Raw genomic sequence first — 25,222 nt, forward strand, 5'->3', positions numbered from 1 at the left:
AAAATATGCCGTAATTCCGTGCAGGCCTGATCAGCCATGTGTGGCCCGCGCAACGTCGGCATCCTCGCCGTCGTCATAGCCTATCATATTGAGCGGGCGGGCGTTTCGTCCATTCAATTCGCACCAGTGGACAAGTGCCTCTTCCGCGCCGTGGGTTACCCAGATCTGCTCGGCACCCGTTTCCAGAATGGTGCGGCAAAGGTCTTCCCAGTCGGCATGGTCGGACAGGATCAGCGGCAGTTCGGCTCCTCTTTGCCGGGCCCGGGCCCTGACGCGCATCCAGCCCGATGCCATCGCCGCAACCGGATCGCCGAAGCGGCGGGACCATCGGTCTGACAGCTGCCCGGGCGGACACAGGACAATTTCACCGGCAAGCTCCTTGCCGCGCTGGCCAACGGCTTCGACATCGCCAAGATCGATCCCCTGGCTCTGGTAATAGGCCGTCAGCTTTTCCAGCGCGCCGTGCATGTAGATCGTCTTTTCATAACCGGCCGCCCGCAATTCGGCGATCACGCGCTGCGCCTTGCCGAGCGCATAGGCCCCGACCAGATGGGTCTGCTCCGGAAACAACTCCAGCGAGGAAAGCAGCTTGGCGATTTCCTCTCGCGCCGGGGGATGGCGAAACACCGGCAAACCGAAGGTCGCCTCAGTCACGAAGGTATCGCAGGGGACGACTTCAAACGGAGCACAGGTCGGATCCGCCTGGCGCTTGTAGTCGCCGGAGACGACGGTTCGCTGACCGGCAGATGTCAACAACACCTGGGCAGAGCCGAGCACGTGTCCTGCCGGATGAAGCGAGATCTCGACACCCTGAAGTTTCAGCGTCTCGCCAAAACCGATTGCCTGCGCCGCCCCGCAGAAATTCTCGCCGTAGCGGATGGCCATGATGTCGAGTGTCTGGCGGGTCGCCAACACCGCCCCATGGCCCGACCGGGCATGATCGGCATGGCCGTGTGTAATGACAGCCTTTTCAACCGGGCGGACCGGATCGATATGAACACCTGCTTCAGCGCAGAACAGGCCTTCGGGCGTGAGCGTTAGAAGATCGGACATCAGACGCTAGATAGGGCCTGTTTGGCGTTTGTGCCACAGCCATGCGGCCCGAAGGCCGCATGGTGTTGTTTCAGATCATTGGCAATAGCTGTATTCGATGCGACAGCCGCTTGCGCCGCTGTTCGAGCACCAGCCCATGGCGAAATTCATTGCGGCCTGTTCGCTATCGCCCGCGCCAATACCATGACTGGAGGGTGACACGGCGAGCGCATGGCACCTTGCCTGCGTCGTGTCCGCAATCCTGCATTGGTTGTTGCCACAATATTGCATGGCGAACTGCTCCGCACCTGCCCGGGTCGGGGCAGCGCCATGACCAAAGGCTCCACCGGGGGCCAGCGCGAAGGCCATCCAGCCGCCGCCTTGCTGCTGAGCCACCTTCACAGCCGGTTGCGAAGACGCCTGCGCACCGCAGGCCTGATAAACACCGGCAATCTGCGAGCCGTTGGAGCACATGATCCCGCCCCACTGGTAACCGCGCAAACCGCTGTCAGCCGCAACTTCGAACCAGTCGTAGCCATCCATTCGCACACCCGTGTTCTTCAGGATCGTGACCCAGGTTCCTTCCGGAAGGCTGCCGGTCTGCCGGAAATTCAGACCAGGCCCATCGCGAAGCTTGCCACCCAGAGATTGTCCCTGGAGATTCAATTGCGTGTCGTTCCCGCCAACAGCGCCGTTCGAATGTGTCTGGTTGCTGGAAGCCGGTGTCGCTATCTCGCAGCGATGCGACACATCGCCGAGCCAGAGTTCGGGGACGGGCTTGTCCCGGTCAAAGGAAATCTCCTCGCCATCGTTGAAGTAACCGCCCCGCCCGTCCGGTACCAGAATGGTCTTGCCGTCAATGTCCTCAAGAATTGCGCGCCCCTCTTCCGGGATCGTTTCAATGAAGGCGAACTGATTGCCGAGATTGCAACGGTAATTAAGGCTTTCCGAAGCCTTTGCACCAGCAGTTGCAGACAGAACAGCGGCCGACAATATTCCAATAAATGCAAGTGTTTTCAACAGAACCTCCCCCTAAGGCATCTTCCCGCACGATTGACCAAAGCGGACTTGAAGGCAAGACGAACATTCTAGGAACATCCCCTCGCTTTTCGCCCAGCCCTGACCTAAAACCAAGCCATGGACGCGCAGTTGCTACCGAATAGATTCCAAAGCTGGTTTGCCTCGCGGGGATGGGCTCCGAGGCCGCATCAGCTTCAACTGATCGATCACCTTCAACAAGGTCATTCCACGCTGCTGATCGCGCCAACGGGCGCCGGCAAGACGTTGGCAGGGTTCCTGCCCAGCCTGGTCGAACTTGAGTCGCGCGGAAAAAGGAAACCCGGGTCCGCGGGCAACGGCATCCACACGCTTTACATTTCTCCGTTGAAAGCGCTTGCCGTCGACATTGCCCGCAATCTGGAAGCCCCCGTTTCAGAGATGGATCTTGCCGTCCGGCTGGAGACGCGTACCGGTGACACACCGTCTCACAAGCGCCAGCGGCAGAAGCTCAATCCGCCGGATATTCTGCTGACCACGCCGGAGCAGATCGCCCTGCTGCTGTCGGACCCGGCCTCGGCGCGCATGTTCGCCTCTCTTCGCACCGTCATTCTGGACGAGTTGCATGCGCTGGTGACGTCCAAACGGGGCGATCTCCTCGCGCTAGGCCTCGCCCGTCTGCGCAGGCTGGCACCGAACCTCAGAACCATTGGCCTTTCAGCGACCGTCGCCGAGCCGGATGACCTTCGCGCCTATCTTGTCGACCAACCCGACCCCGATGGACGGGCTCTGTCTCATGTGGTCGAGGTTGCCGGTGGCGCGAGGCCGGATATCTCGATCCTTGACAGCGAAGAACGCGTGCCCTGGTCCGGGCACTCGTCACGTTATGCCATTGCCGACATCTACAAGCTGATCAAGGCGCACAACGTGTCGCTGCTGTTCGTCAACACGCGCAGCCAGGCCGAAATGGTGTTTCAGGAACTGTGGCGCATCAACGACGATACGCTGCCGATTGCGCTTCATCACGGCTCTCTTGATGTTGGCCAGCGGCGGAAGGTCGAAAGCGCCATGGCCTCCGGAGCCCTGAAGGCGGTGGTCGCCACCTCCTCGCTCGATATGGGCATCGACTGGGGCGACATCGATCTGGTGGTCAATATTGGTGCGCCGAAGGGGGCGAGCCGTCTTGCCCAGCGGATCGGCCGCGCCAATCACCGCATGGACGAACCGTCCAAGGCGATCCTCATCCCCTCCAATCGCTTCGAGGTGCTGGAGTGCCAGGCGGCTCTTGCCGCTTCCATGCGGGGTGACCAAGATACGCCGCCGCTGCGCCAGGGCGCGCTGGACGTGCTCGCTCAGCATCTGCTTGGTCTGGCCTGCGCCGACCCGCTGGATGCGGTGGACATCTTCAACGAGATACGGTCTTCGGAAACCTATAGACATCTCGACTGGGAAACCTTCGAGCGGGTCCTCGATTTTGTCGCGACCGGCGGCTATGCGCTCAAGAGCTACGATCAATATGCGAAGCTGCGAAAAGGCAAGGACGGGCTCTGGCGCATCTCCCACCCGAAGATCGCGCAGCAATATCGGCTGAACGTCGGCACCATCGTTGAAGCGCCGATGCTGAAGGTGCGGCTGGTCCGCTCCAAGGCTTCCGGGCGCAGGACGCCCGTTGGTCGGGGCGGCCGGGTGCTGGGCGAGATGGAGGAGTATTTTCTGGAGCAGATGACGCCGGGTGACACATTCCTCTTCGGCGGCGAGGTCGTCCGTTTTGAGGGCATCCGCGAAAGCGAAGCCTATGTCTCGCGCACGACATCGGACAATCCGATGATCCCGTCCTATATGGGCGGCAAGTTTCCGCTCTCCACCTATCTCGCCGAAGGCGTGCGCACGATGCTGGCGACGCCCGAAACCTGGAAGGCACTGCCGGAACAGGTGCGCGACTGGCTGACCATTCAGCAGGAAAAATCCGTATTGCCCTCCAGGGATGGCTTGCTGGTGGAGACATTTCCACGCGCGAACAAGCATTACATGGTCTGTTATCCCTTCGAAGGGCGCCTTGCGCACCAGACGCTCGGGATGCTGCTGACCAAGCGGCTGGAACGCCTGGGCGCAAACCCGCTCGGCTTCGTTGCCAACGACTATGCGCTTGCGGTCTGGGGACTTGGCGATCTGTCCCTGCAGTTTTCCTCCAGCAGGATCCCACTGGATCAATTGTTCGAGGAAGACATTCTCGGAGACGATCTTGATGCCTGGCTAGCTGAATCCAGTCTCATGAAACGGACGTTTCGCAATTGTGCTGTCATTGCCGGCCTGATCGAACGCCGCCATCCGGGGCTGGAGAAGTCGGGACGGCAGGTAACCGTTTCCTCCGACCTGATCTATGACGTGCTGCGCGCCCATGAACCAGACCACATACTCCTGAAGGCAACCTGGAACGATGCTGCCGAAGGACTTCTGGATATCTCTCGTCTGGGGGAACTTCTTGCCCGTATCCGCGGACGAATCACGCATACTGACCTTCCACATGTTTCGCCCCTTGCCGTGCCAATTCTTCTCGAAATAGGGAAAGAACCGGTCTACGGGGAGGCCATGGATACGCTGCTGGCCGACGCCGCCGAAGAACTCGTACTGGAGGCTATGGAATGAGTGCCCTGACATCCCATCTGCGCAAATATGCTGCTGCGCCGGTATGTCATGACATTCAGATCAATGGCCAGTTGGTCGGTCTGCATGACAGCGGAATCCTGTGGTGGCCGGACGAATCCACCCTGATCGTCGCGGATCTCCATCTTGAAAAAGGCTCCAGCTACGCCCGGCGCGGCGTGATGCTGCCGCCTTATGACACCGGAGCAACGCTGGAAAAGCTTGCCGGCGTGATCGATGCTTTCGACCCGGCCTGCGTCATTTGCCTCGGCGACAGTTTCCACGACCCTGACGGCTCCGACCGGTTGCCTGCGCCCTACCGGGCCATGCTGACAACACTGCAGCTCGGCCGCGAATGGATCTGGGTCACCGGAAACCACGATCCGGTTGCGCCGGTCCGCCTGTGCGGTGTCACGGTCGATGAAATCACCATCGGACCGCTGACCTTCCGCCACGAACCGGTCGAAAAGGTCGGCTCAACCGAGACCACCGGGGAAATCTGCGGTCATCTGCATCCCGCCGCCCGCGTACGCCGCTTCGGACGTTCGATCCGGCGGGCCTGTTTCGTCACCGACGGCACCCGTCTTGTCCTGCCCGCCTTTGGCGCGCTGACAGGTGGCCTCAACGTCACCGACGAGGCCTATGGCATGCTGTTCCGGCGGCGCCAGTTTTCGGTCTTCATGCTCGGCAACGACCGCCTCTACCCCTTCACCGCCAGCCGGCTGGTCGGGGACTGACACTTTACCTGCTGCTTGTGCAGGCGGCATCATTTGACTAAGCCAAAGTGATGCTAACGACCACTCCCGCCCAACCTTGCCAATCCGACAGTCCCGAAAGTGCTTCACCAGCAATGTTTGCACTGGCCGATGCTGTCTGGAAGTTTGCGCAGACGGATGGTGTCACCCCGTCCCCGCTTGCCTCCGTCTGGGTGTTGAGACTGTCGGAATGCCTTCCCTATCATCGTGGCCGGAACAGGGGATTGTCAGTCGCTGTTGCAGTATCCGGGTTGAAACGCGTTTCCCTGTGCGACAAGCAGATCATCAATGACACAGGCCACGTGATCGCGTTTCATGGTGATACTGCTTACAGCGCCTATGTGGAGGGCTCTCCGGCAGAGCCTTACCTCGCCATCAAACTGCAACTGCCACCGGAGCTGATTGCTCAAACGCTGGTCCGCCTTTCCGAAACCCATGCCGATGTGTCCTCCCCGGCCAATGGCGCGCTTATCGCCTGCGAGCCACTTGACGATGGACTTGCCGCTTCGCTGCTGCGCCTCTTGACCGCTTTTCAGGATCCTGCCGACTGCCACGTCCTGGCGCCCCTCTGCCTGCAGGAGATCTGTTACCGGATCCTGCGGTCCAACGCATTTGGCGTGCTGAGGAGCATGGTGGGTGCAACGGATGAAAGGTTGGTCAAGGCCTTGCGCTATATCGAGGCCCATGCTGCAAAACCGGATCTGACAGTTGCCGAAATCGCCTCCGAGGTTGCCTTGAGCCCCTCGCATTTCGCACATGGTTTCACTGCCCTGTTCGGCCAGTCGCCGCTTCAATATCGCAAGCAGGTACGTCTAGATCGCGCCCGGCAGCAACTCCTGACTTCAAACACGAGCGTCGCCCGTGCCGCCGAGGCTGCCGGCTACGCCAGCACGTCCCATTTCACGCGCGATTTCAAATCCGCTTTCGGCCTGGCTCCGCGCCAATATACAGAGACGCTGCATAGCCCTCGCCAGAACGACGGCTGAAGAAAGGTTCGCAGGATCGGGCAGTCGTTTAGCAGGAACGGGTCTGTTGTTATCTCTCTTGCCAGCTTATCCCATGCCCGCACCACACAGCCAACGCGGAAGGGACTCCACATGGCCATCAAAGTTGTCGTTCACTTCAAGGCACTCAAAGACAAGCAAGAGGCTTTTGAATCCATCATGCGCTCCGTCGCGACCGAACTTCCAGGCGTGTCCGGATGTCACGGCGTCGAGGTTCTGAGAGACCGGGATGATGCCTGCCACTTTACGCTTGTCGAAAACTGGGAAAACGAAGCAATCCACAAGGCGCATGTCGACGGACTGGTTGCCGATGGAACCTGGGCGGCGATTTCCAACCATCTCGCTGAAGATCCGGCAAGCGGCTATTTCCAGACGCTCTAGCGATCGGGCAAGCTCGTCGCTTCAGCCGGCCTCTTCTCGCCTGCCTTCACCCATGCAATGACCAGTTCGTAAAACACCGCCAGAATGACGGGCCCGAGAAACAGGCCTATCAGGCCATAGGCTATGGTGCCGCCGAGAACGCCGATCAGGATCACCAGCATCGGCACGTTCAGGCCCCGGGACATCAGGATCGGTCGCAAGACATTGTCGATCAGCATCACCGGAACCATCAGCACGGTGAACAGGAGCGCTGGCATCAGGTCCCAGGAGCTCCACGCCCAGATGATTGTGGGAATGATTACCAGAGCAGGACCGATCTGAACGATGCACAGGATCAGCGCCACGAAGGTCAGAACACCGGCAAGCGGCACGGAAAACACGATCAGCACGATGCCCGTCAGCAGCCCCTGGACGACGGCGACACCGATGACCCCACGCGAGACGTTGCGGATGGTGGCCCCAGCCAGATCGACGAACTCTGATCCGCGCGGAGCGATGATGCGGTCGGCAAACAGCTTGGCACCCTTTGCCAGAGAGGGAGCTGGCACGAACAGGCAGCCTGACAGAATGATGGAGACAACAAAGAACAGAACGCTGCCGCTCAGCGATGCCAGGACGCCGAGGATGCGGCCACCAGCGGGCACCAGTGTTGGACCGACCTTGGCCAACACCTGTTCCAGACCCTGGCCGGTAAGGTGCCAGATTTCGGAAAGTTTCTCACCGACGACCGGCAAGGTGCCCAGTTTCTCGGGCAACGGCGGCAGCTTGAGCACGCCGCTGGCAACGCCGTGGTACCAGCCCTGCAGCGTGTCGACGAGACTGACGATCAGCACGGCGACGGGACCGATGACAATTGCCAGGCAGCAGAGCGTGATCAGGACAGCAGCCAGAACCTTGCGTCCGCCAAGCCTGGCTGTCAGCCAGCCATAGACCGGATAAAGTGCAACTGTCAGCACCACGGCCCACACCAGAAACAGAAAGAACGGTGCCACCAGCTGAAGCGAAAAATAGGCGAAAAGCCCGAGAACGCCGAGGCGGATGGCAACATCGATCACCTTCGCGTCCAGCGTCGGATCCTGTTTCACGACTGTTTCCACCCGTGGCCTGGATGAGGGTTCATCTGTCATGTCCGCCTGCCCCAACAGTCTGAAAATTCGATAGACTTGAGAATAGCCACAGCTGCTGCGAGCGCCAGCGGAAAGTGCGTAGAAAAGCGATTTGACGCTGCGAAACAAAGGTGTTGCGCAGGTGGCAAGCAATCAGAACCGTGCGAGTTGAATGGTGCCGGGGGCCCACAACGGGCTGACTAGTCCTTGCGGAAAATCACGCCGGCGAGCCAGCCGGTGAAAATGGCCAGCGAGACTGCAAGAACGCCGTAAAACAACGGATAGGACTGAGCCATTTCGAAAGTAACCTGTTCAAACCCGCTTTTCGCAACGGCCAGTGTCTGCTCCGTCTGGGCCACCACATGGCCGTGCAGGAACAGGAAGCTTTTCACCTTGTAGTCGCCAACCGGAATGTTGGCCGGCAGCGGAATATTGGTGCGGAACATCGTCTCGGTCAGAAAAGTGATCGAGGCTTCCTGCTCCGAATACAGGCCCATTTGCTTCCGCAAACGGATAAAGGCACGGCGGAAATCATCCCGGTCGGACAGTGCCACATTGGAAACGCCGGACACAGCCAGGTTGATGTGATTGAGACCGATGCCAAGATCATCGAGCACCGTGCGGTTCGCCATGCTGCCGATATTGACGGTGCTGGCGACCGCGTAAAAGGACGGGACGTGCTGGAAGCGCTCGGCCTCGCGGTTGACCCACACCCCCAGAAACCGGCCCTTGCGTCGTGTGGTTATGTCCTGGGGCGGGCCTTCGACAACGATGGCGAGTTCGTAACTGCTTGGATCGTTCGGCTGGCGCTGGATGTCGCTCGCCTGGCCGAAAATAACGATTTCCGTGCCCGTGAAATTGGACTGGATGGAAATCAGGTCCGACGACAGGGAGGTCACCAGCTCCTGAGCGGGCCGCTCCTGCGCTTGTGCGCCTGTCGTCAGACACAGGACCATCGACAGAAGCAGGAACAGCCGGCTCATGCCCCTGCCCCCTTCCGGATCGCGATGGAATAGAAGTCGTCCGGTGTCAGCAGAAGGTCGATCGCAAATCGCAAGCCCACAGCCAGCACCAGCAGGGCCAGCAGCATGCGCAGCTGGTCGCCGCGCAGGTTCTGGCCCATACGCGCGCCGAACTGGGCTCCGATAACACCACCGATCATCAACGTCATGGCCAGAACGATATCGACCGTCTTTGTGCCCATGGAATGGAACACGGTCGCGGCCGCCATCGTGAACAAGATCTGGAACAGGGAGGTGCCGATGACGATGTTGGTCGGAACACGCAGCAGATAGATCAGCGCCGGCACCATCATGAAGCCGCCGCCGATGCCCAGGATCGTGCCGAGAAAGCCGATGATTGCGCCAAGCCCGACAACCGGAATGACGCTGACATAGAGCTTGGAGCGGCGGAACCGCACCTTCAGCGGCAGGCCGTGGATCCAGTTATGCTGGCCGGGTCTGCGCGCTTTGGGCGCAACACCGGATTTGCGCCGCCGGATGGCACGGATGGATTCGAACAGCATCAGGCCGCCGATGGCACCAAGAAACGTGACATAGGACAGCGAAATCACGACGTCGAGCTGACCGATGGACTGCAGAACCTGGAACAGGACGACGCCGATAAGCGAGCCGAACACACCTCCGCAAAGGAGGATCGTGCCGAGTTTCAGGTCGATGGCCTTTCGGCGCCAATAGGTGACGACAGCCGACGACGATGAGGCGACCACCTGGGTGGTGACCGTCGCGACGGACACTGCCGGAGGGATGCCGGAAAAGATCAACAGCGGTGTCAGCAAGAACCCGCCGCCGATACCGAACAGCCCCGACAGGAACCCCACGGCACCACCCATGCCGAATATCACGAAGATATTCACCGGAATCTCGGCTATGGGCAGATATAATTGCACGGGATCAACCGAAATATTGCAGAAATGACTGCGTAATGATTACGATGAAATGGTTAAAGACCCGTACTGTCCGGCCTGTCAACCAGCCTGCGGGCCGGTTCTGTTCCAATCGCCGTCTTTAGGACAATAACAGGCGGAATTCTCCTGTTGCGTTGCGAAAATATCTCGGCAAAAGGCCGGTTTTCAACACTGCGACCCGCACTGCTTCTTCTGTCAAAAATCCGACGTCATTTTTGACGGGCTCTTATCCCCAGCAAAAACTGGCCGAGCCAACGGCACCTTCGATTGCCGAACACATTTCTCACGTCCAGCGCCATGAGATCTTAACAGCCCCTCCAACGCCAAAACGCCCAGCCGGGCAACAAGCCTGACTGGGCGTCTTTCTGATTTGGCTACCCGTTTATGAGGGCGTCACCTAGATCGCCTGACTTTTCAGCTCGTCCAGCAGACGGCCGTCAACTTCGCCGGTTTCCGGCATCCCGATGCTGCGCTGGAAGGCGCGGATCGCGCTGCGGGTGCGCGGTCCCATCTGGCCGTCCGGCGTTCCGGTGTCGAAACCGAGATAATTCAGCTTGTCCTGCGCTTCCTTGACCATGGCTGTGTTGTCGGGAGCCTGGATCGACACTTTTTCCGCCGGCAGCGCAGCGCTGTCCACCCAGTTCGGCTCCATCGTGACCTTGTTGGCTGCCGCGTTCGGAGTCTTCAGTTTGAAGCTCTCGACGGCAAGCCGGGCATTGGCGAGCTGTTCCTGGTCCATCATGTTGGCGACGTCGTCACGGCGCTTGGCCGCTTCCGGATCGCCCTGATCGGCCGCGATGGCAAACCATTTGTAGCTGGCAACCAGATCCTTATCGACACCGATGCCACCGGCATAGAGGATGCCCAGGTTGAACAGGCTGTCCTTGACGCCGAAGTTGGCGGCTTCCTCGAACCACTTCGCTGCAGCGGCATAGTCGGGCTGTTCCCCGCCACCTTCCGCGTAAAGAACCGCAAGGTTATGCATGGCTTTCGCATTGCCCGCCTCGGCAGCCTTGAGGTACCAGGCTTTCGCCTTCGGCAGGTCCTTTTCGACACCGCGGCCTTTCTCGTAAAGGCTGGCAAGTCTGTACTGAGCGGGCGCAAGGCCCTTGTCGGCTGCTTTCTGGTACCAGGCTGCCGCCTTGGCCAGATCCGCCGGGACGCCGTTGCCCTCGGTGTATTTCACACCCACAAGGAACTCTGCCGCCGCATTGCCGCTGGCCGCGGCGCTGCGCAGCGCCATCGGACCGACACCTTCCGGTGGCAGGTTGGCAATAAGGTTTGCCTGTGCACCGGTCGTGCTTGCCGGTTCGAAGCCTGAGACCGTGCTTTCGCCTGGTTCGCCGAAGGTGCTGGCAACGCCGGCAGGCGGGGCAAAGGCCAGTTCTGTTTCCGGAGAAAGTGTGCCAGAGGCAGAAGCTGCCTGAACCGTACTTTTCTCGGTGACGGGCGCTGCGGGGGCCGGAGCCGCTTGCGCTGCGGCAGCAACAGCCGGTGCCTGCGCTGAGACCGCTTTGCTTGTGTTCTCAGGGGGAGGATTGCTTGCGGCAGCTTCGGCGCCACGACTTTCTGCAAGTGCAACCTCGCTTGTCGCGTCAGCTTTCGGCTGGGTGTCTGCCTGTGCCGGAGTTGCATCAGCCACGGCCTGCGCAGGTGTTGCTTCAACGGTTTCCGGCGTATTGGCGGCAACCTGATCACCCTCTTCCGGTCCACCGGTTGCCATACGGAACACTTGCAGCGTTCCAAGCAGCAGAACAACTGCGGCAGCGGTATAAAGGATGGCGCGGCGGCGTCCATTGGAGCCTTGTTGCAGTTCCGGTGCCGGACGGTCACCCGGAAGAACGGTCGCATCCTGGGCTTCGAACGCCTGATCGGCAATTTCCTCGGACTTCAGTTCCAGATCTTCGACCGGCTCAGCCTTGTCCGTCTTCGCGGCAGACTTGTCGCGCTTGAGTACGTTGCGCAGCCAACCGACGCGGGCCTTGCCGCGTTCGTCGTCGGCAACTTCCATTTCCTCGGCCGTCTGCTCGCGCTTTTCCAGTTGCGCGGCTTCGGCAGACGCTGCCTGTGCAGCCCGCCGGGCGGCAGCAATGAAGTCGGCCTTGCGGTCCCGGGTCCGGTCGTCGGACCGCGGTGCTTCAACCGGCTGCTGATCGCCTTCCGGCTTCTTGGCTCTGGCTGCCTTGGAGAAGAGCGACACAGGCTCGTCGACCATGACCGGCGAGAAGCTGGAGCCCGTTGCGTCGCCAACATCTTCGGCACGTTCCAGATTGTCCAGGCGTTCGGTCAACGATCCGAGAACCGACTTGACCCCGTCGAAGGTGTTGCGTGTCCGCTCGTCATTTCCTTCGGCGGCATCAAGCAACCGCCTCAGGTCGGACTGAAGCTCCGTAATGGCCTGATCGTACTGGCAGTTGGGAGGCGTCGCTGCATTTTCGACGGCTTCCCGGGCAGCTTCGCGGGCAATCCCGACGACGTCCGAACGGGTTTTCTCCAGGCCCTTCTCGATCCGCTCCAGAACCGGCGACAACTGTTCCATGCTGAAGGCGCGCGAGGACGTGCTTTCGATCTGCTCGGCAAGCGCGGCAACCTTCGCACCAAGCTGCTCGAAGCGGCCGTCGTCGGTGACTTCGGCTCCTTTGGACACGACCTGCGCCAAATCGGCAATCCGCTGTTCCAGAGCGTCGGTGGACGCCGGTGCGGACACGCTGGCGCGCATCGACCCGATTTCCGCCCGCAGCTTGTCGAGATCGGATGTCGTAACGGTGTCTTTCGGCTGATCCAGACGCTCGGTCAGATCGTTCAACCGGTCCTGAAGCTGGGCCAGGAACTTGTTGTCCGGCGAATTGCCGCCAGCCCGCATGGCGGCGGCATCCAGCACGGGCACGGGCCGGGCCGACTTCCTTTCGATTGCATCGATCTTTCCGGAAATCGTTTCCAGGCGCTGCTCCAGGGCCGCAAAGGCTCCCGTATCGGCCGAAGGCAGTGGGCCTGCCTGCTCCATCCGCTCCAGGCGGTCAACGATCTCATCAAGACGCCGGTCGACCTGACCCAGATGCTGAGTGTCGACCGGGGACGCCCGGTCATCGGCCATCATGCCGACGATGTCCTCAAGGCGGCCCTGCAGCCTGGAGATCGTTTCCGGCTCCGGCATGCGCTGTTCCATGGCGGACAGCCGGCTGTCCAGACCGCGCTGCTCACGCGCCAGCACTTCCAGATCGTCCAGCCGGCTTGAGACAAACTTCATCCGGTCGTCGATACCTTCGACAAGACCCTTGATGTCGATCTGCTCGACGAAGCCGCGCACTTCCCGCAATTCTGCCCGAAGGGGTTCGATCTCGGCATGGCCCTTGCGCTGCAGGAGCTCTTCCATACGCTCGGCAATGCTGACAACCCGGTCTTCCAGCACGATCATGTGCTCGGACCGCGGCAACGCGGCAAAGGCGTCCTCGATTTCGTTGAGGCGAGCGGTCACGCCGTTCAGAACACGCGGATCGACCGAGGCACGGGACAATTCGTCGAGGCGTTGCAGAATGTGGGCATAGCCATGCTCGAGGGTCTGCAGAGCCCCTTCCACATTGGTGCGGCCGACCATGTCTTTCAGATCCGCAACTTCCTTGCGGATATCGCGGGCAAGCAGATCGTTCTTCTTGTCGGCCCGCAAACGCTCGACCATGTCGGACAAGCGGCGCAGTTCAGCGTTCTGCCGGCCCACGGTTTCGTTGGTGCCACGGGACAGGCCACCAAGCGCCTCGCGCAGCGAGCCGAGTTCGTCACGAACCTGATTGAAAGCCTGTTCCTGCGGCGCTCTCAGAGCATCGATGCGGCGGCCAAGGTCCTTGTAGATGTGCATGGACGCGTCACTTCTGCCGCGCCCGTCCCGCTCCCGGTGACGGGAAGGCTGCGGCGCATAGTGCGTTCCGTAAGCATCGTCTTGTTCATAGCGGGGATCTTCGGCAGGCAAATTGTCGATGGCATAGCTGCCTGGCCGCGGACGCTGATTTGGCGCGGACCGAAGCGGCTCGTCCGCGAAATCGGTACGTTGGGTCTGTCCGTAGTCGTGCCTCGGGTCCGGTCTTGCCAGCCCCTGCACCTGTTCGTCCAAGCGGTCCAGCGCGCCCATGACCTCATCGATACCCGGCTCCCTGTGCTGCGCTCTGGGGCGCGGCGCAGGCTGACGTGGTTCAGGCCGGCGTGCTGCGGTCTGGCGCGTTTCAGGCCGGTGCGCATCGGTCCGACGTGGTTCCGACTGGTCGGCCAACAGGCGGTCCAGTTCGTCCGCCACGGCATCGAGATCCTCGTCGCGTTCTTCGGAGGTATAACGGTCCTGGCCGCCGAGCGCCGTTGCAGTGCGCGTCAACCGTTCGATACGGTTTCGCGCCGGCTCGCGGCGCGGTGAATCGTAAAAGTCGTCGCCTTCATACGCATCACGGCCGCGGCGTCCTGCCTCGTTTTTCTTCCAAGCCGGCATCTCTTGACCCTGGGCTGACGGTCATTCAGACCGCTGATGGAACAGGCTGCACCAGAATTCCGTCGAGGACGAGAAAGGCGCAGCGTTTTGAGAGACTGTGTCGATTTAGGGTAAACAGGCCGTTAATTGGCTTTGCTAAATGCAAAAACAGACCGTTTTCGAGTGAATATTCGCATTTCAAGAGAACCGGACTGTGCGAATCGGCAAACGCTGCATTAACGAAATTTTCGCCTGAGACCTTCCGTGACTGGACGTTAACGCAAACGTAAGCTAAATAGTAAGCAAGAAACCGGCTGAGCCACTGTGCACACAAACGCGTCGCCTGCGAACGCACCGAAGACCATGTCTTTGGAGCGGGTTTCGAAAATTGCATAACATCAACGATGAGCCGGACAACGGCTGAAAAACGAGAACAAACTGCTATGAGCGAAGCTCTTTCGATCCTCAATGAAGACGATCTTGTGGACGTTGTGTCCGCAACCGACGACAGCACGAAGAAAACCCAGTTCACAATCGGCGACCTGGCAAAAGAATTTGACTGCACCCTGCGTACGCTGCGCTTTTATGAAGACAAGGGGTTGCTCAACCCGAAGCGTGACGGTCTGAACCGGGTGTATAACCGCCGCGACCGCGCCCGTCTGAAACTGGTTCTCATGGGCAAGCGCGTCGGCTTTTCCCTGTCCGAAATCCGCGACATGCTTGACCTTTACGACCTGCGCGACGGTCAGGTGACGCAGTTGCGCGTTGCCCTGTCCAAGTTCAACGAACAGATCGCCGTCTTGGAAGATCAGCGCAAGGACATCGAACAGGCCATCGAGGAACTGTCGCGCACCGTCGAGATCGTTTCCGGAATGCTGAAACACAAGGAAGCGGAAGAGGCCTGATCCTCTCCCCTTTCGACTTCAGAGATTTGAAACCGCCGGCGGCAACTCCGGCGGTTTTCGTTTGTAGACTTGGCTTTTACCCGCTTTGCGCGAATCAACGCCCTCTCCTCAAACCGGCAAAATTCATTCAAAATTCCGCCGTCTCAACACGAATTCGTATGCCGGACACACGGAAATCATTCCCATCAGCATGTTTTAGGCGTATTTTTTTGTCATCCCTTCCGTTGGGACACCACTTGCCGGACAAAAACAGGACGCGTATATAGAGCGCAAAGGTGACGTTTACGGAAACGTAAGGTCAACAAAAACGGCAATTCTGGGAGGATATCCATGCCGAGCTATTCCGCTCCCGTCGATGACACGCTTTTCCTGTTGAAGGACGTGTTCGGCTACGATCGTTATACCAACCTTCCAGGCTTTGCCGATGCTCCTCTCGATCTGGTGGAAGCGATTCTGCGTGAGGGCGGCAAGTTTGCGGAGGAAGTTCTTCAGCCGTTGAACCAGACCGGTGACAGCGAAGGCTGCACCCGCAACGAAGACGGCACTGTCACGACGCCAGAAGGGTTTCTCAAAGCCTACAAAGCCTTTTGCGAAAACGGCTGGGGCACACTGTCTGCTGATCCGGCCTATGGCGGCCAGGGTTTGCCGCATACGCTGACCACCATTTTCAACGAATACGCCTCTTCGGCAAACATGGCCTTTTCCATGTATCCGGGTCTGACCGCAGGTGCCGTGGCGGCCTTGAGCATCCATGGCACCGACGCGCAGAAACAGGCCTACCTTCCCAACATGATTGCCGGCACGTGGACCGGTACCATGAATCTGACAGAGCCCCATTGCGGAACGGATCTCGGCCTCATCCGCACCAAGGCCGTGCAGCAGGCAGACGGGTCCTACAAGATTACCGGTACCAAGATCTTCATCTCCGCCGGTCAGCACGACTTGGCGGAAAACATCATCCATCTGGTGCTGGCCCGTATCGAAGGCGCGCCGGAAGGCACCAAGGGCATTTCGCTGTTCGTCGTGCCGCGCAATGCGATTGGCGACGACGGCTCGGTCGGAGACAACAACGGCGTTTCCTGTGGCTCGATCGAGCACAAGATGGGCATTCACGGCAACGCAACCTGCGTGATGAACTACGACGATGCCACCGGCTGGCTGGTTGGTGAAGAGAACAAGGGCCTGCGCGCCATGTTCACCATGATGAACGAAGCCCGTCTCGGCGTTGCCGTTCAGGGGCTTTCCCAATCGGAAGTCGCCTATCAGAACGCAGTTACCTACGCCAAGGACCGTATCCAGGGACGAGCCCTCACCGGACCGAAGGCTCCAGACAAGCCCGCCGACCCGATCATCGTGCATCCGGACATCCGCCGCACCTTGATGCAGATCCGGTCTTTCAATGAAGCCGCCCGGGCGCTGATCATGTGGACCGCGCTTCACGGCGATATCTCGCACCGCTCCGACGACGAAAAGTCCAGGCAGTTTTCCGACGACATGATGGGTCTGATGACGCCGGTGCTGAAAGGCGTCCTGACCGACACGGGTTTTGCCAACACGGTCAATGCGCAGCAGGTTTACGGCGGACATGGGTACATCGGCGAATGGGGCATGGAACAATTCGTCCGCGATGCCCGTATCGCCATGATCTACGAAGGCGCCAACGGCATTCAGGCGCTTGATCTTGTCGGCCGCAAGCTGCCGGCTAACGGCGGCCGCGCGGTCATGAGCTTCTTCAACGAGGTCAATACCTTCCTGAAGGAGAACAAGGACAACGAAGCCCTTGCCGCCTTCACCGGTCCCTTGAAGAAGGGCATGGACGATCTTCAGGCAGCGACCATGTGGTTCATGAACAACGCCATGAAGAACCCGGACAATGCCGGTGCCGGCTCGGTCGACTACATGCACCTCTTCGGGCTCGTTGCCCTTGGCTACATGTGGGCAAAGATCGCCAAGGCAATCCAGGAAAAGACCGCGGAAGGTGCAGGCGACAAGTCCGACTGGCTGGAAACCAAGCTGACCTTCGGCCGTTACTTCATGGAGCGCAGCCTGCCGGAAACAGCCGCCCACCTCGCCCGGATCTCGTCCGGCTCCGAAACCATGATGTCGGTTGCCGCAGACGCCTTTTAAGGGCGTCCGGAGACCGGCTGGCCGATGGCATAAATTTGAGCCCGCAAACCGAAACCGGCCGCTATAGTCGTGTTCCAGATTGATTTGCGAGGGGAAATTCAAGTTATGGCTGAATACGTTCTTCACTGCATGGCCCAGTCGGGACACTCCTACAAGGTGGCCCTGATGCTGGAATTGTGCAGCGCAGACTGGAAACCCGAATGGGTGGACTTCTTCAACGGAGCCACCCGCACGGAGGAGTTCCGGGAAACGCTGAACGAGATGGGTGAAGTGCCTGTGCTTGTGCACGGGGACAGCATTCTGACGCAGTCCGCCGTGATCATGGACGTGCTGTCCGAGAGATTTGGCGCGTTCGGCTTTGAAAATGAAGAAGAACGCCGGGAAATCCTGCGCTGGACGATTTTCGACAATCAGAAGATTTCCGGCATGCTTGGCCCGCTGCGGTTCATGCGCACTCTGATGAAGACCGGGGAAACGGATGTCGTCAAATGGCTCGACGGACGTTGCAAATCCGCGCTCGCCATCCTGGACAAGCATTTTGAGAAGAACGATTTCGCCATCGGCAAGAAGCCGACCAGCGCCGACTTCTCGCTGTGCAGCTATCTCTTTTACGAAGGTGAGCTCGGGATCGATCTCGAGGCTTATCCGAATGTCACCAAATGGCTGGGGCGGATCAAGGCGCTGCCCGGCTGGAAACATCCTTACGACCTCATGCCCGGTCATCCCTTGCCGGACAAGACCTGAGGCCAATCCGCTCCAGAGGAGGATCTGATGCCCGAAGCCTATATATACGACCACGTTCGCACCCCGCGCGGACGCGGCAAGAAGGACGGTTCGCTGCACGAAGTGCCGACTGTCCGTCTGGCTGCCACTGCGCTGGAAGCGATCCGTGACCGGAACGGCCTCGATACGACCCGGGTGGACGATGTCGTCCTGGGCTGTGTCGACCCGGTCGGGGAAGCCGGTGGCGACATTGCCCGTGCGGCGGTGTTTGCGGCCGGTTACGACAAATCGGTACCGGGCATGCAGATCAACCGCTTCTGTGCGTCCGGTCTCGATGCGGTCAACATGGCGTCGGCCCAGGTTATGGCAGGCCAGCACAAGCTGGTGATCGCGGGCGGCGTGGAGAGCATGAGCCGTGTCGGTCTTGGCGCCTCCGGCGGCTCCTGGCCGATCGAACCGCAGGTCGCCATCCCCTCCTATTTCATGCCTCAGGGCGTTTCGGCAGACCTGATTGCCACCAAATACGGCTTTTCCCGCGATGACTGCGACGCCTATGCGGTGGAAAGTCAGAAGCGCGCCGGCAAGTCCTGGGACGAAGGCCGGTTTTCCAAATCAGTGGTGCCGGTGAAGGACGTCAACGGCATCACCATTCTGGACCGGGACGAGCACATGCGGCCGGAAACCGACATGCAGTCGCTCGCCTCGCTCAATCCCTCCTTCGAGATGATGGGCAACATGGGCGGTTTCGATGCGGTCGGGATTCAGGCCCATCCGGAAATCGAACGGATCAAGCACGTCCACCACGCCGGCAACTCTTCCGGCATCGTCGACGGGGCAGCCGCCGTGCTGATCGGCTCCAGCACTGCAGGTCGTTCCTGCGGCCTGAAACCGCGCGCGCGCATCAAGGCCTTCGCCAACATCGGTTCCGAACCAGCATTGATGCTCACAGGTCCGGTGGATGTCACAGAAAAGCTGCTGAAAAACGCCAAGATGGACATCAAGGACATCGATCTCATCGAGATCAACGAAGCCTTCGCATCCGTCGTGTTGCGTTACCAGCAGGCCTTCGACCTCGATCCGGCAACGGTCAACGTCAATGGCGGCGCGATTGCCATGGGCCATCCGCTTGGTGCCACCGGCGCCATGATCCTCGGCACCGTCCTCGATGAACTGGAACGCCGCGACCTCAACACCGCCCTCGTCACACTTTGCATTGGCGCAGGCATGGGCACAGCGACCATCATCGAGCGGGTTTGACCATGATCAGCAACATCGACAGAGAATTCGCCCAGATCACCGACTACTGGTCTCCGCGTGTGGTGGCCGATGTCAACCAACAGAGCGTCAAGCTTGCGAAGCTGAAAGGCGAGTTCGTCTGGCACGACCACCAGGACGAGGACGAACTGTTCTTCATCGTCAAGGGCAGCCTCACCATCCGCTACCGCGACCGGGATGACGTCGTGCTGAACGCTGGCGACATGCATGTCGTGCCCAAGGGGGTCGAGCACAATCCGCTCGCCGAAGACGAATGCTGGGTGATGCTGTTCGAACCCGCAGAGACCAAACACACCGGCGACGTCGTCGTTGACGGGACGAAGACGGCTGCGCAACAGCGCGCCCACCTGCAGTCGACTGGCGCCTGACCGGAGGAGGACAATCAAATGAGCTACAAGAATTTCACCGTTGAAACCGATGAGGACGGTTTCGCCCTGATCACCTGGGACATGGCGGAAAAATCGATGAATGTCATCGATATGTCGGTCATGGATGAACTGGAGGCGATTGTCGACCAGGTAGCCGGGGACGAGGCCATCAAGGGCGCAGTCATTGCGTCCGGCAAATCCACCTTTTCCGGTGGGGCTGATCTGACCATGCTGGAAGGCCTCCTGAAGGACTTCCACATCAAGCGTGGCAACGATGCGGAAGCGGCTGCCAAGGTGCTCTTCGACGGATCGCGCAAGCTGTCTCAGGTCTACCGCAAGCTGGAAACAAGCGGCAAACCCTTCGTGGCCGCCGTTGCCGGCACCTGCATGGGCGGCGGCACCGAGCTGGCACTTGCCTGCCATGGCCGCGTTGTCGACGAAGGCCTGAAAATGGGTCTTCCGGAAGTGAAGGTCGGTCTCTTCCCCGGCGCCGGCGGAACCCAGCGCGTGATGCGGATGACCGATGCCCAGCAGGGCATGCAGTTTCTGCTCCAGGGCCGCACCTTGCGCGCCCCGCAGGCCAGGCAGATGAAACTGGTGGACGAAGTTGCCCCGACCAGGAAACTGGTCGCCGCCGCCAAGAAGATGCTGAAGGCTGGTCTCGACCCGGTCAAGGAGTGGGACAAGAAGGGCTACAAGCTGCCAAACAGCAAGGTGTATTCCCCGGCGGGCTTCCAGTTCTGGCCGGCTGCCAACGCGATCTATCGCCGCGAGACCCATGACAATTACCCCGGCGCCCGCTACCTGCTGCGCTCGGTTGTCGAAGGTCTTCAGTTGCCGATGGACCTCGCGCTTCAGGTGGAAAGCCGCTATTTCGCCAAGGTGTTGCAGACGCCGGAAGCTGCCAACATGATCCGCTCGCTGTTCGTCTCCATGCAGGAGCTGAACAAGCTGGCCCGCCGCCCGGTGGACCAGCGGCCGAACAAGATCCGCAAGATCGGTATTCTGGGCGCCGGTTTCATGGGCGCGGGCATTGCCTATGTCACCGCACAGGCAGGCATCGACGTCGTCCTGATCGACCGTGATCAGGAGGCCGCCGACAAGGGCAAGGCCCATTCCGACGAGCTGATCAGCAAGGCGATCAAGCGTGGCCGGGCAACCGAAGAGCAGAAGGAAAAGCTGCTGTCGAAGATCACCGCCACGGTCGACTACGAAGCGCTCGCCGACTGCGACCTGGTGATCGAGGCGGTATTCGAGGATCGTGACATCAAGAAAGCGGTGACGGAAAAGGCCGAGGCGGTGATGAAGTCCCGTGCCATCTACGCTTCCAACACCTCGACGCTGCCGATCACCTCTCTGGCGCAGGCGTCCAAGCGGCCGAAGAACTTCATCGGCATTCACTTTTTCTCGCCCGTCGACAAGATGATGCTGGTGGAAGTGATCCTCGGCAAACGCACTTCCGACCGCGCGCTCGCCATGGCGCTTGATTACATCAAGGCCATCAAGAAGACCCCGATTGTCGTCAACGACAGCCGTGGCTTCTACACCTCACGCGTTGTCATGACCTATATCCGCGAAGGCCTTATGATGCTGGCGGATGGTGTTCCGGCGGCCATGATCGAAAATGCCGGCAAGATGGCCGGCATGCCGGTTGGCCCGCTGTCGCTTGGCGATGAAGTGGCGCTGGATCTTGCGTGGAAGATCGTGTCCGCAACGCGCAAGGACCTTGGTGTCAAATACGTCGAGGGCCCGCTCGACAACATCCTTGAGGAGATGGTCGTCAAGCAGGAGCGCTTCGGCCGCAAGAATGGCAAGGGCTTCTACGACTACAAGGGCAAGGACAAGAGCCTGTGGCCGGGCATTCCGGAGGTCACCGGCCAGCCGAAGCCTGCCGAGAGCTTCAACATCGAAGAGCTCAAGCAACGGCTTCTGGTGATGCAGGCACTCGAAACGGCCCGCATCTTTGAAGAAAAGTGCCTGACGGATGTACGTGAAGCCGATGTCGGCTCTATCCTCGGCTTCGGCTTTGCCCCTTACACCGGCGGCACGCTGAGCTACATCGACATGATGGGCACCCCCGCCTTTGTCGACTTGTGCAAGAAGTACACCCGCAAATGGGGCCCGCGCTTCAAGCCCAACAAGCTGCTCAAGGACATGGCCAAGGAAAACGAGACCTTCTACGGCAAATTTCCGCCAAAAGCGGAAGCCAAGGTCAAGGACGCCGCCTGATCTGGAACCTGTGCCGCTCCCCTTGGGGAGCGGCACTCAGCCAATGCTCGCCTCAAAATTGTTGGCAAATTACGACAAAACTTGATCCAGACTAACTTGTCATGCACAGTTCCGGCGGGAACAAGACATTGGCTTGTTGGAGGAACGTATGCCACTTGAGGGCGAATGGGCGCGCTCCGATGTCTTTCGCGTTCTGCGTGACATCTGTTCGGATGCCAATCTGGACTGGCCTCAGATGGCCAAGCTTTATCAATTCGATCTTGCCAGCCTGGACGATCCGCAAGGCGTCGTGCCAATAACGGCCTGGCATGCCGTATTTGAGCATATCGCCGCTGTCATGAACGATGACGCCGCCATGTTCGACCTCTTCAACAGCATCGAGACCGGTCGTTTTTCCATCTACGACTATCTGTTTGCCTGCGCTCCGTCGCTGCGGGCCGCTTGCCTGGCCTGGGCCAGGTTCACGCCGATCAGAACCAACGCCTATCGCCTGAAATACGATGAGGACGAAACCGGTGGCTACGTTGAGTGGCCCATTCTCGAGGGACGTGGCGAATGGCGGCAGAACGTCTTCGCACGCGTCGGCTGGGCAACCCAGCAGATTGAACATGCGCTCGATATGAATGTGCCTCCGATCCTCATCGAGCTTGCGACCGCCCGCCCCCTCTGCACTTCCAGTTTTCTGAAAAAATATCAGGGCCGTATCAAATTCGGGGCGACGCGGAACAGAATTTCGTTTCCGAAGGCCCTGCTCTCCCGCCCCCTGCGGCGCCATGACGCCCATCTATATGATATCATTCTGAAATCCGCGACCTCGGAAGTGAAAAGCTTCGGTGAACTTGAATCCCCGCTGTCGCGCATCGCCAACGAACTCGCGAGCAATCTGTCGTCCGGTGCCAGCACCCTGCCGCTCATCTCTTCCAAACTCGGCATGTCGCAGCGGGCGGTCCAGCGGCTTCTTGAAAAGGAAGGCACGAGTTTCCGCCAACTCAGTGAGGAAGTCCGGCGCTCCGCCGCCGAACGCTATCTGCTCGGAACAGATCTTCCGATGAAAGAGATTGCGTATCTTCTGGGCTTTTCGGAGCTGAGCACCTTCTCACGGGCCGTAAAGACGTGGTTCGGCGTCTCTCCCAAAAAGGTTCGGGATGCGCCTCGCTCCAGACCTCATGCGATGAGCACGACCGCTCCAGGGCATAAGCAACCGGTCAAACGGTCCAACGTGGCAACGGCTGCCCGCTCCACGTCCCGGCAGTCAGCCGCCGTAAAGTAAGATCCGTTCGCTGAAGGTTTTCACGCCGGAGATCTGTCATTCGTCGAGAATTGTGGCACGGCGGCGGCGGGCTAGTCGCCACCGTGCCCAAGATCATCCCGAATGCCGGCGGCTTCATGGAGGGGTTCCATGAAAACGCCTTACCGCAACCGGCTGTTCATCCGATCGGATGAAGAACAGGTGGGGTCGATGGCGGCTGGCCCATCCTGCGATATGTTCGCCTTTTTTGCCGGTCCGGGGTTAATCCCGGCCCAGCGGCTGTCTTTCACCGCAGGTAGAGGAAGGCAGACCGCTGCGGATGTGGGTAGCCGCAAACGATCTAGATTCGCATTCCTGAAAGTTTAATACGCCAAGCACTCATCCGTGTCTTTGGCAGGAAGCGTACAGAACTATACGAATTACGACACCAAGTTTATTTAATTAATAAGAAAATTTACGATCTGCCTTCGCCAACACCGCAAGTTCTCGCAGTGTTCGAGCAACCTCATTGTAATCGGCAACGAATGTTCCTAACTACCTGCCAGGATAGACACCAACGTCATGCAGGAGACACCTATGTCCGACACCGGCTTGAGCCGTTTTCTGGGAGGCTCGCCAGCCCAGGTGCTTTTGCGGCTTGTGTTCCTGTCCTTCGTTGTCGGCATAATCCTGTCTGCGCTGAACCTCGACCCGCTCGACCTGATCACCATGTCGTTCGATTTTGTCGAACGGCTGTGGAACATGGGTTTCAACGCCCTCGGACGGCTGGGCAAATATCTGGTCATCGGTGCAATGGTGGTCGTGCCCATCTGGCTGGTCATGCGCATTCTGGCCATGGGCCGCAACCGCTAGGATCAGGAGCAGCTTGCATTCCTGACGCCCCCGGAACGCAACTTCTGCGAGAAAATTAACCTTTTCTTAATCATTATTAACCGACACTGGCGTGGCCTACCGAAGCCTGAAAGGGCCTTTTCATGTCCGCCATTGCAACGTCCAAATTTGCCGCCTCCTTTCAATCCTACGCGCGTACGGGCGCCCAGGCAGGCAATCGCGCTTCTTCACTCGGCGCCGTTCAGACGCTCACCACGTTTATCGGTGCAAGCGGCTCGGCGGAGGACGAGGACAAGGCAAAGTCCCTGTTCGAGACATACAAGGACTCTGTTGAACTCAACGACAGTCTTTCCCGGTCGGTGGAAGCCAACAAGGATGCGCTGCGCAGCCAGAAGATCAACAAAGCCAAGGAGCGCATTGAACAACTCAAGGAAATGCTTCGGTTCGCAACGCCAGAGCAGGCCAAACGGCTGCTCAAGGAGCTGAAACAGATCTCTCAGGAGTTCAAGTCTGCTGCACAGAGCCTGAAATCGGCAGGACAAAGCCTGAGCGGCGGCGTATCGGGGCCAGGCGCTCTCGCAGGTCTGTCGAACGTCACCGGCACCGCAGCGGCCACCGCAGGCGCGGGACTTCAAGTTGTCGAGACACAGGCACCGGTCACGGATACGGCTGCAACTGCAGGCGTTTCCCAGGCACGTGCGACAGCGCTCGCACCAGAAGCAGAGACAGCGTCTGAGGCTTCAGGAAACCAGGCCTCAGACTCCAGTCAAACAAATCAAAACCAGGCAGGCCAAAGCCAGAATGATGAGGAACAGGATGGTTTCTCCCCTGAGGGCCAAGAGCCCGAGAGCTGGCAGGAAGACCTCAAGGCAGCCATTCTCAGCTACACGGAACGGCAGCAGGAAACGGACAGAGCCCATACCGCAGGCCGCAAGTCCAGGCTCCAGGGCGACAAGGAAGCCCTTGCCAAGATTGCAGCAGACATCAAGTCGCTTGCCTCACAGATCGAACGTCTGCTCAAGCGTGATGACCGCGAGTCCAAGAAAGAGCTGAAAGATGTCCGCGACGACCTGAATGACGGGCTCAAGGCACTGCGGGACACAGACTTCGGTGCACAACCGGAAGCCCCTTCGACCGTTGCCACCGGCAGCACGGACGCTGTTTCAGTGGCAAGCGTTTCCGCAAATGTTTCCGTGCAGGTGTCGGATATCGTGGTTTGAC

19 protein-coding genes are annotated in these 25,222 nt (G+C 59.7%); 13 read left to right on the top strand and 6 right to left on the bottom strand.

The window, feature by feature from the left end; translation table 11 throughout:
* Nucleotides 1-30: 30 nt before the first annotated feature.
* Together FMN63_RS15450 and FMN63_RS15455 are read right to left on the bottom strand one after the other, a co-directional pair.
* On the bottom strand, nucleotides 31-1,053 hold the full coding sequence (locus FMN63_RS15450) for a ligase-associated DNA damage response exonuclease (protein ID WP_148584861.1): 1,023 nt from the start codon (nucleotides 1,051-1,053) through the stop codon (nucleotides 31-33).
* 75 nt (nucleotides 1,054-1,128) lie between these two features.
* Nucleotides 1,129-2,052, bottom strand: a complete 924-nt coding sequence (locus FMN63_RS15455) for a DUF4189 domain-containing protein (protein ID WP_148584863.1) — start codon at nucleotides 2,050-2,052, stop codon at nucleotides 1,129-1,131.
* Nucleotides 2,053-2,169: 117 nt separating this feature from the next.
* Between FMN63_RS15455 and FMN63_RS15460 the strand changes: the two genes are divergently transcribed.
* The 4 genes from FMN63_RS15460 to FMN63_RS15475 all read left to right on the top strand — a co-directional run bounded on the left by FMN63_RS15460 (nucleotide 2,170) and on the right by FMN63_RS15475 (nucleotide 6,811).
* Nucleotides 2,170-4,674: a ligase-associated DNA damage response DEXH box helicase gene (locus FMN63_RS15460; protein ID WP_148584864.1), complete on the top strand. Its 2,505-nt coding sequence runs from the start codon at nucleotides 2,170-2,172 to the stop codon at nucleotides 4,672-4,674.
* Nucleotides 4,671-5,408: a ligase-associated DNA damage response endonuclease PdeM gene (gene pdeM, locus FMN63_RS15465; RefSeq protein WP_148584866.1), complete on the top strand. Its 738-nt coding sequence runs from the start codon at nucleotides 4,671-4,673 to the stop codon at nucleotides 5,406-5,408. The genes FMN63_RS15460 and pdeM overlap by 4 nt, the downstream gene beginning before the upstream one ends.
* 113 nt (nucleotides 5,409-5,521) lie before the next feature.
* A complete protein-coding gene (locus FMN63_RS15470) occupies nucleotides 5,522-6,412 on the top strand; it encodes an AraC family transcriptional regulator (protein ID WP_162530053.1) in 891 nt (296 codons plus the stop codon).
* A gap of 111 nt (nucleotides 6,413-6,523) precedes the next feature.
* Nucleotides 6,524-6,811: a putative quinol monooxygenase gene (locus FMN63_RS15475; protein ID WP_148584870.1), complete on the top strand. Its 288-nt coding sequence runs from the start codon at nucleotides 6,524-6,526 to the stop codon at nucleotides 6,809-6,811.
* Here the strand turns inward: FMN63_RS15475 and FMN63_RS15480 are convergent.
* The 4 genes from FMN63_RS15480 to FMN63_RS15495 all read right to left on the bottom strand — a co-directional run bounded on the left by FMN63_RS15480 (nucleotide 6,808) and on the right by FMN63_RS15495 (nucleotide 14,315).
* Nucleotides 6,808-7,896: an AI-2E family transporter gene (locus FMN63_RS15480; RefSeq protein ID WP_286192654.1), complete on the bottom strand. Its 1,089-nt coding sequence runs from the start codon at nucleotides 7,894-7,896 to the stop codon at nucleotides 6,808-6,810. The two genes, FMN63_RS15475 and FMN63_RS15480, sit on opposite strands and share 4 nt — an antisense overlap.
* A gap of 221 nt (nucleotides 7,897-8,117) precedes the next feature.
* Nucleotides 8,118-8,900 (bottom strand): TIGR02186 family protein, encoded by a 783-nt coding sequence (locus FMN63_RS15485; protein ID WP_148584873.1) that lies wholly within the window; start codon nucleotides 8,898-8,900, stop codon nucleotides 8,118-8,120.
* Nucleotides 8,897-9,826, bottom strand: a complete 930-nt coding sequence (locus FMN63_RS15490) for a sulfite exporter TauE/SafE family protein (protein WP_148584875.1) — start codon at nucleotides 9,824-9,826, stop codon at nucleotides 8,897-8,899. Before FMN63_RS15490 ends, FMN63_RS15485 begins: the two co-directional genes overlap by 4 nt.
* A 415-nt stretch (nucleotides 9,827-10,241) precedes the next feature.
* The gene (locus tag FMN63_RS15495) at nucleotides 10,242-14,315 is read right to left on the bottom strand and encodes a peptidoglycan-binding protein (RefSeq protein ID WP_148584877.1); all 4,074 of its coding nucleotides are present in this window, start codon (nucleotides 14,313-14,315) and stop codon (nucleotides 10,242-10,244) included.
* 422 nt (nucleotides 14,316-14,737) lie between these two features.
* Here FMN63_RS15495 and FMN63_RS15500 point away from each other — a divergent pair, with 422 nt between their 5' ends.
* The 9 genes from FMN63_RS15500 (at nucleotide 14,738) to FMN63_RS15540 (ending at nucleotide 25,221) form a co-directional block, all read left to right on the top strand.
* On the top strand, nucleotides 14,738-15,199 hold the full coding sequence (locus tag FMN63_RS15500) for a MerR family transcriptional regulator (RefSeq protein ID WP_148584879.1): 462 nt from the start codon (nucleotides 14,738-14,740) through the stop codon (nucleotides 15,197-15,199).
* A 330-nt stretch (nucleotides 15,200-15,529) separates the two neighbouring features.
* On the top strand, nucleotides 15,530-17,326 hold the full coding sequence (locus tag FMN63_RS15505; protein ID WP_148584880.1) for an acyl-CoA dehydrogenase C-terminal domain-containing protein: 1,797 nt from the start codon (nucleotides 15,530-15,532) through the stop codon (nucleotides 17,324-17,326).
* 105 nt (nucleotides 17,327-17,431) lie between these two features.
* Nucleotides 17,432-18,070: a glutathione S-transferase family protein gene (locus tag FMN63_RS15510; protein ID WP_148584882.1), complete on the top strand. Its 639-nt coding sequence runs from the start codon at nucleotides 17,432-17,434 to the stop codon at nucleotides 18,068-18,070.
* Between the two features lie 27 nt (nucleotides 18,071-18,097).
* Nucleotides 18,098-19,306: an acetyl-CoA C-acetyltransferase gene (locus FMN63_RS15515; RefSeq protein ID WP_148584884.1), complete on the top strand. Its 1,209-nt coding sequence runs from the start codon at nucleotides 18,098-18,100 to the stop codon at nucleotides 19,304-19,306.
* A gap of 2 nt (nucleotides 19,307-19,308) precedes the next feature.
* The gene (locus FMN63_RS15520) at nucleotides 19,309-19,692 is read left to right on the top strand and encodes a cupin domain-containing protein (RefSeq protein WP_148584886.1); all 384 of its coding nucleotides are present in this window, start codon (nucleotides 19,309-19,311) and stop codon (nucleotides 19,690-19,692) included.
* 18 nt (nucleotides 19,693-19,710) lie between these two features.
* A complete protein-coding gene (locus tag FMN63_RS15525) occupies nucleotides 19,711-21,921 on the top strand; it encodes a 3-hydroxyacyl-CoA dehydrogenase NAD-binding domain-containing protein (RefSeq protein WP_148584888.1) in 2,211 nt (736 codons plus the stop codon).
* 148 nt (nucleotides 21,922-22,069) lie between these two features.
* Nucleotides 22,070-23,191: an AraC family transcriptional regulator gene (locus FMN63_RS15530; protein ID WP_148584890.1), complete on the top strand. Its 1,122-nt coding sequence runs from the start codon at nucleotides 22,070-22,072 to the stop codon at nucleotides 23,189-23,191.
* A gap of 555 nt (nucleotides 23,192-23,746) precedes the next feature.
* Nucleotides 23,747-24,022: a DUF6460 domain-containing protein gene (locus FMN63_RS15535; protein ID WP_148584891.1), complete on the top strand. Its 276-nt coding sequence runs from the start codon at nucleotides 23,747-23,749 to the stop codon at nucleotides 24,020-24,022.
* Nucleotides 24,023-24,144: 122 nt separating this feature from the next.
* Nucleotides 24,145-25,221, top strand: coding sequence for a DUF883 domain-containing protein (locus tag FMN63_RS15540; protein WP_148584893.1), 1,077 nt, complete (start codon nucleotides 24,145-24,147; stop codon nucleotides 25,219-25,221).
* Nucleotide 25,222 lies beyond the last annotated feature (1 nt).

Origin of the sequence: Stappia sp. BW2 (assembly GCF_008107695.1) — a bacterium.
In the GTDB taxonomy this organism is placed as follows: Bacteria; Pseudomonadota; Alphaproteobacteria; order Rhizobiales; family Stappiaceae; genus Roseibium.

Bases quoted from the DNA above. Each gene is read 5' to 3' on its own strand.
- FMN63_RS15500 (WP_148584879.1), top strand. From the start codon at position 14,738: ATGAGCGAAGCTCTTTCGATCCTCAATGAAGACGATCTTGTGGACGTT.
- FMN63_RS15510 (WP_148584882.1), top strand. From the start codon at position 17,432: ATGGCTGAATACGTTCTTCACTGCATGGCCCAGTCGGGACACTCCTAC.
- FMN63_RS15460 (WP_148584864.1), top strand. From the start codon at position 2,170: ATGGACGCGCAGTTGCTACCGAATAGATTCCAAAGCTGGTTTGCCTCG.
- FMN63_RS15525 (WP_148584888.1), top strand. From the start codon at position 19,711: ATGAGCTACAAGAATTTCACCGTTGAAACCGATGAGGACGGTTTCGCC.
- FMN63_RS15495 (WP_148584877.1), bottom strand. From the start codon at position 14,315: ATGCCGGCTTGGAAGAAAAACGAGGCAGGACGCCGCGGCCGTGATGCG.
- FMN63_RS15485 (WP_148584873.1), bottom strand. From the start codon at position 8,900: ATGAGCCGGCTGTTCCTGCTTCTGTCGATGGTCCTGTGTCTGACGACA.
- FMN63_RS15450 (WP_148584861.1), bottom strand. From the start codon at position 1,053: ATGTCCGATCTTCTAACGCTCACGCCCGAAGGCCTGTTCTGCGCTGAA.
- FMN63_RS15505 (WP_148584880.1), top strand. From the start codon at position 15,530: ATGCCGAGCTATTCCGCTCCCGTCGATGACACGCTTTTCCTGTTGAAG.
- FMN63_RS15475 (WP_148584870.1), top strand. From the start codon at position 6,524: ATGGCCATCAAAGTTGTCGTTCACTTCAAGGCACTCAAAGACAAGCAA.
- FMN63_RS15535 (WP_148584891.1), top strand. From the start codon at position 23,747: ATGTCCGACACCGGCTTGAGCCGTTTTCTGGGAGGCTCGCCAGCCCAG.
- FMN63_RS15530 (WP_148584890.1), top strand. From the start codon at position 22,070: ATGCCACTTGAGGGCGAATGGGCGCGCTCCGATGTCTTTCGCGTTCTG.
- FMN63_RS15520 (WP_148584886.1), top strand. From the start codon at position 19,309: ATGATCAGCAACATCGACAGAGAATTCGCCCAGATCACCGACTACTGG.
- FMN63_RS15540 (WP_148584893.1), top strand. From the start codon at position 24,145: ATGTCCGCCATTGCAACGTCCAAATTTGCCGCCTCCTTTCAATCCTAC.
- pdeM (WP_148584866.1), top strand. From the start codon at position 4,671: ATGAGTGCCCTGACATCCCATCTGCGCAAATATGCTGCTGCGCCGGTA.
- FMN63_RS15515 (WP_148584884.1), top strand. From the start codon at position 18,098: ATGCCCGAAGCCTATATATACGACCACGTTCGCACCCCGCGCGGACGC.
- FMN63_RS15470 (WP_162530053.1), top strand. From the start codon at position 5,522: ATGTTTGCACTGGCCGATGCTGTCTGGAAGTTTGCGCAGACGGATGGT.